Source organism: Pseudovibrio sp. Ad46, from assembly GCF_001623065.1.
In the GTDB taxonomy this organism is placed as follows: domain Bacteria; phylum Pseudomonadota; class Alphaproteobacteria; order Rhizobiales; family Stappiaceae; genus Pseudovibrio.
The window spans coordinates 175,284-181,379 of record NZ_LMCG01000072.1 but is presented as its reverse complement, the minus strand read 5'-3'; the positions used below and the strand labels follow the sequence as shown (position 1 = coordinate 181,379).

The 6,096-nt window shown below is 47.5% G+C and carries 6 protein-coding genes; 4 read left to right on the top strand and 2 right to left on the bottom strand.

Annotation, left to right across the window (positions count from 1 at the left end; all coding sequences use genetic code 11):
* The first annotated feature begins 114 nt into the window (after positions 1-114).
* From PsAD46_RS27755 to PsAD46_RS20495, 4 genes are all read left to right on the top strand, one after another.
* Positions 115-519 (top strand): (2Fe-2S)-binding protein, encoded by a 405-nt coding sequence (locus tag PsAD46_RS27755; protein WP_084404498.1) that lies wholly within the window; start codon positions 115-117, stop codon positions 517-519.
* 3 nt (positions 520-522) lie between these two features.
* Positions 523-2,703, top strand: a complete 2,181-nt coding sequence (locus PsAD46_RS20505; RefSeq protein WP_063307742.1) for a molybdopterin cofactor-binding domain-containing protein — start codon at positions 523-525, stop codon at positions 2,701-2,703.
* Positions 2,704-2,811: 108 nt separating this feature from the next.
* On the top strand, positions 2,812-3,636 hold the full coding sequence (locus PsAD46_RS20500; protein ID WP_063291579.1) for an SDR family oxidoreductase: 825 nt from the start codon (positions 2,812-2,814) through the stop codon (positions 3,634-3,636).
* 21 nt (positions 3,637-3,657) lie between these two features.
* Complete coding sequence (locus PsAD46_RS20495) at positions 3,658-4,461, top strand: SDR family NAD(P)-dependent oxidoreductase (RefSeq protein ID WP_063307741.1); 804 nt, start codon at positions 3,658-3,660, stop codon at positions 4,459-4,461.
* Between the two features lie 360 nt (positions 4,462-4,821).
* Here the strand turns inward: PsAD46_RS20495 and dmpI are convergent, their stop codons facing one another.
* Together dmpI and PsAD46_RS20485 are read right to left on the bottom strand one after the other, a co-directional pair.
* The gene (gene dmpI / locus PsAD46_RS20490; RefSeq protein WP_063307740.1) at positions 4,822-5,052 is read right to left on the bottom strand and encodes a 4-oxalocrotonate tautomerase DmpI; all 231 of its coding nucleotides are present in this window, start codon (positions 5,050-5,052) and stop codon (positions 4,822-4,824) included.
* A 43-nt stretch (positions 5,053-5,095) separates the two neighbouring features.
* Entirely contained in the window at positions 5,096-6,091 is a 996-nt protein-coding gene (locus PsAD46_RS20485; RefSeq protein WP_063307739.1) for a radical SAM protein, read from the bottom strand.
* Between the last annotated feature and the right edge of the window lie 5 nt (positions 6,092-6,096).

The following is a 6,096-nucleotide window of genomic DNA, read 5'->3' as shown; positions in this document are numbered from 1 at the left end:
AACGCAGAACTATTCAAAACCGACGCTTGCGCTACCACGCACAAGCCGCTTAACATCAACACGCAATTGGGCCAGACACTCCACTAATCGAAAGCCAATTTTGTCCAACTATCTTTGACGACGGACAGGGTTCTGCGGGACCACCTCAATCTTACCGGTACAAAGTTTGGGTGTGGGGTTGCTTCATGTGGCGCATGCACAGTTCATGTTGATGGCCAACCTGTCAGATCCTGTCAAACACTGATCGAAGACGTTGAAGGTAGCACGGTCACAACGATTGAAGGTGTGCATGGAGAGGTCGCGCAAGCAGTCCAATCCGCCTGGCGAGAACTGGATGTGGTGCAGTGTGGTTACTGCCAGTCTGGTCAAATTATGTCCGCGATTGGGCTACTGACTGAAACTCCATCCCCCACTCACGAGGAGACAATGACTTACATGAGTGGCAATGTTTGCCGATGCGCTACATATCCGCGTATTCAGCAAGGAATTCAGTTAGCTTCTTCTAAGTTGGGAGACTGAACAATGACTGTAAAGAGCTCCCGTCGTTCGTTTCTGAAAGGTACAGCAACATTAATGTTAGTTGCTGGATTTGACATTTCTGGAGGCTTTGCAGTTGCAGCTAAGCGCACTGAAGCCTTCACCCCCTTTATTCAAGTTTCAGTTGACGGGAATATCACTGTCGTCGTCAAGCATTTTGAATGTGGTCAAGGTACAGTAACTGGCCTTACAACGCTTGTTGCAGAAGAGCTTGATGTATCTTTGGAAGCAATCAAAGCTGAGTTTGCTCCCGCTGATGCCACCATTTATGGACACACCGTACACCGCTTGCAACTAACCGGTGGCTCAACATCAATGTCCAACTCATTTCTGCAGTATAGAGACGCGGCAGCAACCGTCAGACAGCTCCTAGTTCGGTCAGCTGCCAGTCGATGGAATTGTTCGGAGGCAGATATTCAGGTTCAAAATGGCTTATTATCAACTAACGATCAGCAGGGTCATTTTGGTGAATTCATCTCTGACGCTTTAAAACTTGATCCACACTCTCCTCCCAAGCTCAAAGCTCGCAAAGAATTTCGGTATATTGGCAATCCAGAAGTTGCAAGAAAGGATAGCAGTACAAAAGTTGATGGAACTGCAATATTTGGAATGGATGTGCGGTTACCTGGAATGCTTTATGCTGCAGTATTGCGAAGCCCCAAGGCAGGTGGAAAGTTAAAAGATTTTGATGCCTCTGATGTTGAAGGTATGGCTGGCTTCGTAACTGCTCAGCCACTTTTAGATGGCTCAGGTGTTGTCGTTTATGCTCAAACCACCTGGGATGCATTTTCTGCCCGACAAAAAATTCAAGCAACTTGGGATTTTACTAATGCGGAGCAAAGATCAAGCACTGAAATCGAGGCTCTCCATCGCAAGATGCTGCAAATTCCTCAGCATCAGGTCTTTGAGGATTATACAACATCAGATGCCTCTACAGATCTAGGTAACGCATCCAAGATAGTTGATCTGCAATTCTTTGCTCCATACCTTGCTCAAGCACCAATGGAGCCGTTGAACGTCACAATTGAGCCAACCTCAAACGGTGGGCTTCGTATTCATGAAGGTTGTCAATCACCTTCATTAGTGCAGATGGCTGTCTCAAAAGCACTAAAGTTGGACCAGGAAAAGATTGAGATTAGTACGGTTTATGCTGGCGGTTCTTTTGGAAGACGTGGAGCGCTTACTGCAGACTATCATGTAGAGGCCGTATTAGCTTTTATAGCACTTGACGGACAGACGCCTGTTAAGGTGGTGTGGTCGCGCGAAGATGACTTGAGTGGCGCAGATTATCGCCCAATTGCAGCTACCTCAGTTAGACTTGGTTTCAATGATACAGGTGATTTAAATACCTGGGATCTTCGATTGACAACTCAGTCAAACTTCATTGGATCTCCTTTTGAGAAATATATGGTCAATGAACGTGGGATTGATGCAAGTACGTTTTATGGACTTGCAGAAACCACCTATGCGTTCCCCAAACCCGTGATTGGCCTAAGTTACTGGAATAGCTCGCTTAAAACAGGTGCATGGCGCTCTGTTGCGCACTCTTATACGGCTCACGCCCTCGAAATTATCGTGGATGTTATGGCGCAAACAGCCGGTCAAGATCCGCTAGCTTACAGACTTTCACTCCTAACGGACACCTCCAACCTAGATCAGCAACGCTTGGCAAACGTGATAAAACTCGCCGCCAAGCAAGCTGACTGGGAGAAACCTCTTCCTAAAGGTTGGGGGAGAGGAGTTGCTGCCCATAAATCGTTTGGAACCTTTGTGGCTGAGATTGTTGAAGTATCTACAGACAATGGTCAAATCAAGATCGAACGTGTGGTTGCAGCAGTCGATTGTGGGTTGGCAGTAAACCCAGATATCATCGTTGCTCAAATGGAAGGAGCGATAGGATATGGCATTGGCGCAGCCATGCGCAACCAAGTCACTTTGAAGAATGGAGAAGTTGAGCAGAACAACTTCCCCGATTATGAACCTCTGCGCATTGGTGACATTGGGAACATTGAAATCCACATTGCTCCATCAGAAGAACCTCCCACAGGTATCGGCGAGCCAGGTACACCTCCTGCTGCCCCTGCTTTGGCTAATGCAATTTTTAACGCTACGGGCCAGCGGGCGACTAGGCTTCCTCTCACGGCAAATGGGATCGTGTTCGCTTAAGTGCGGCACCTTTTGAACGCTCTGTACCAATAGAGAGTGGGATTTGATCAATCATCGCTGAGGAACGACAACAAACTGGTTCTTCAGCTATCAAGAAATGAAGATGCAATGACAAAAACTATAATGATTACCGGCGCCTCATCTGGATTTGGCCGATTAACTGCAAAGAAGTTCCAATCTGAAGGTTGGAATGTGATTGCAACAATGAGGAAGCCAGAGTTAGAAACTGAGCTCGATAAACTGGAAAATACAGTTGTCTTCCAATTAGATGTCACCAAGCAAGACAGTATCACTACCTCTGTTGCAAAAGGGATTTCCCGTTTCGGGTCGATAGATGTGCTTGTGAATAATGCCGGATATGGTGGTCATGCATTGTTTGAGCAGTTTGCTGATGATGACATCCAGGCAATGTATGCCACCAATGTGTTCGGTTTAATGAACACCACCCGAGAAGTATTGCCGCATATGCGTAAAAACCGGGCCGGAACCATCATCAATGTAACATCCCTAGCAGGGCTTATTGGAGGTCCTACGACGTCGGTCTACTCATCGACAAAGTTCGCTATTGAAGGATTTACTGAAGCTTTAGCTCACGAACTAAGTGGTTTGAATATTCGTGTGATGTCTGTGGCTCCTGGAGCATTTGCTACCAACTTTGGCGCAGCTACTCAAAACCCATCCCAAAATGGTGATGATGATCTGCAGAAATACGCTCAAATAGTATTTGAAAAAATGGCAAGTGTTCGCAAAGCATTATTGGTGCCAGAGCAACATCCACAAGATGTAGCAGAAAAGATTTTTGAGTGTGCGACAGAAAACGTACCAACTCGAAATGTGGTTGGTAAAGATGCCGAGAGCCTGCAAACTCAAAAAGATACCCTTTCTCATACGGCATTTTCACAGCAGATATCTGAACTCTTCTCCATGTCATAAGAGCAAGAAAAGGAGCAAACCATGACTTCGAGCAGACGTTATGAAAACAAAGTAGCGTACATTACAGGAGCAGCATCTGGTCTGGGACAGGCAACGGCTATGGCATTTGCAAATGAGGGTGCTTCTGTCATCTGTGCTGACCTAGACCTAGAAGGAGCCGAAAAGGTTGCAGAGAAAATATTTGACCTTGGTGGATGTGCTATTCCAATCCAAATGAACGTCGCAAGTGAAGCAGATAACAGCCGATCTGTTAACATCGCAATGGAAAAATTTGGCAAGATCAATGCAGTTTATCTAAATGCAGGCATTTCTCCGACTACTTCATTGCTTGATGCAACACTAGAAGACTGGAACAATGCAGTCGCAGTCAATCTGACCGGTGTTTTTTTGGGTGCAAAGTATACAGCAGCAGCCATGAGTAAAACAGGTGGTGGTTCGATTGTGATAGCATCTTCAGCAATGGGGCACCGTGGTGCGGCAACTAAAGCTACCTATGCAGCAACCAAACATGGAGAACTTGGCTTTATGAAAGGTGCTGCTGCTGATCTAATCCCTCACAACATTCGCGTTAACGCGATCTGCCCTGGAACAGTTGACACACCTATCCTTGAGGCGGGTCATAATAATACAGAAATGCTGGAGTTTATGGCTAACTTCCATCCAATGGAACGTCTAGGTAAAGCAGAAGAGATCGCGCAGGCCGTACTTTTTTTGTGTAGCGATCAAGCCTCTTACATCACAGGAACCTCATTAGACATTGATGGTGGCTTTAGTGGTATTGCACATGTGCCAAGCATGATCATGCGTTCGCTGGATGGTAACTAAACTGATAACCTAAAACGTCGGGCAATGGATGAAGTATTCAAGTCCGGCGTTTTGAAGTGTGAGCGGTATTCTAAGCCTAGTCTTTTGAATGGTAACTCCTGGCTATAGATGCGCTTGCGCCTTATCAACTCCATTCCGGAGGAGATGTAACTTTAAGTGGCAAGATAGCCCCAAGTGTAGCTGTTATGGAATAGGGTGAATGTCCGCAATTGGTCAGACTACGCAGGAACTGACCATGAGAGCGTGACTATATCCAAACAATCCAGTTTTTTACTTTTGGGCACCCATATTCCTTGTAAAGCGCTTTATGTTATTTTCATACGCCCTTAGCTTCCCTTACCCTCAAGGTGGATTATCAAGCTACTGATCCGTTTCCTGGAACTGTTTTTCACGCTCGGCAATCTCCGGATAGGCATCTGCCAGCAGTTTACCGCCGACCCCGATGTTGTCGTAGGAATGCTCTTCGATATGGATGGTCAGGAGGTTGGCGTCCAGCCCAGTACTTTCTTCAAAAGCTTTTGTCAGTGCGGCGACACAAGCAACCTTTTTCTCTCTGGGAAGGCGCGGTGAATAAACAACGATGTGTGGCATGGCATTTTCCTTTTCTGTCGTGAGTTTGATTTTATTAAGAAGCTCAGGCGCTCAGTCTATCATGTATGAGCCAGCAGTAAGGGTCCTCTGCCATCATATCTTGGTCCACCGCCCAGGCGGCGGCTCTGCACCCGCCGCATTGCCATTTGAAAGAGCAAGAGGCGCATCCACCCTTAACATCGCGTTGGTGCAGTGCCTTGATGTGAGGGGAGTTTGACCAGATCTCGCCAAAGGGGGCATCCTTCAGGTTTCCCAATGACAACGGGAACATAACGCAAGGTGTCACATCACCCTCAGCGGTGACGCATGCAATGCTGATCCCAGCCTGACAACCTCCCCGGCACGTATCAGTACCGGGTGCGAGTGAAGCCAACCCTGAGGAATGAGCGGACAGATACATATCGGGGTAATCGGCCTTGGCTACCAACCATGTCTGCAATAAGGCGCGCGCTGTATCAGGTTCCAACCCGTCGCTCAATGCACCGCGTCCGGTGGGTATGAACTGGGAGAGGTTGAACCCATCAACCCCGAGTTGCGCACAAAGCTCTAGCATATCCGGCAATAGATGCGCGTTGCGGCGCATGGCCGTGAAGCAGACGTGGGTTTTCAACCCTACCTCCAGCGAGATTTCAACCGCCTCTAACGCCTTTTGAAAAGAGCCGGGTCCACGGATGACATTATGTACCTCTTGGGTGCCGTCAATGCTCACCTGTAACCTTGAGAGATCGGCTTGTTTCAATTTTTCGGCCGCTTTTTCCGTCAAAGGATATCCGTTGGTACTTGTGCCTACAGTCATGTTCAGGCTGCGGGCATACGTCACCAGTTCTGGTAGGTCCCGGCGCAGCAGTGGTTCTCCGCCGGAAAATGCAACATCCACAACGCCAACATCATTCATTTGCTGCAAAATCTCTTTTGCGCGGCTGGTGGAATAGCCCTTATCGCCCGCTTTGTCCGCATTGGAGGAACAGTGAATGCAGGACAGGTTGCAATGGTTGCTTAAAATGAAAACCACGTGCAAAGGATAGGAGGGTCTGAACATGACCA

Bases quoted from the DNA above. Each gene is read 5' to 3' on its own strand.
- PsAD46_RS20505 (WP_063307742.1), top strand. From the start codon at position 523: ATGACTGTAAAGAGCTCCCGTCGTTCGTTTCTGAAAGGTACAGCAACA.
- PsAD46_RS20500 (WP_063291579.1), top strand. From the start codon at position 2,812: ATGACAAAAACTATAATGATTACCGGCGCCTCATCTGGATTTGGCCGA.
- PsAD46_RS20495 (WP_063307741.1), top strand. From the start codon at position 3,658: ATGACTTCGAGCAGACGTTATGAAAACAAAGTAGCGTACATTACAGGA.
- dmpI (WP_063307740.1), bottom strand. From the start codon at position 5,052: ATGCCACACATCGTTGTTTATTCACCGCGCCTTCCCAGAGAGAAAAAG.
- PsAD46_RS20485 (WP_063307739.1), bottom strand. From the start codon at position 6,091: ATGTTCAGACCCTCCTATCCTTTGCACGTGGTTTTCATTTTAAGCAAC.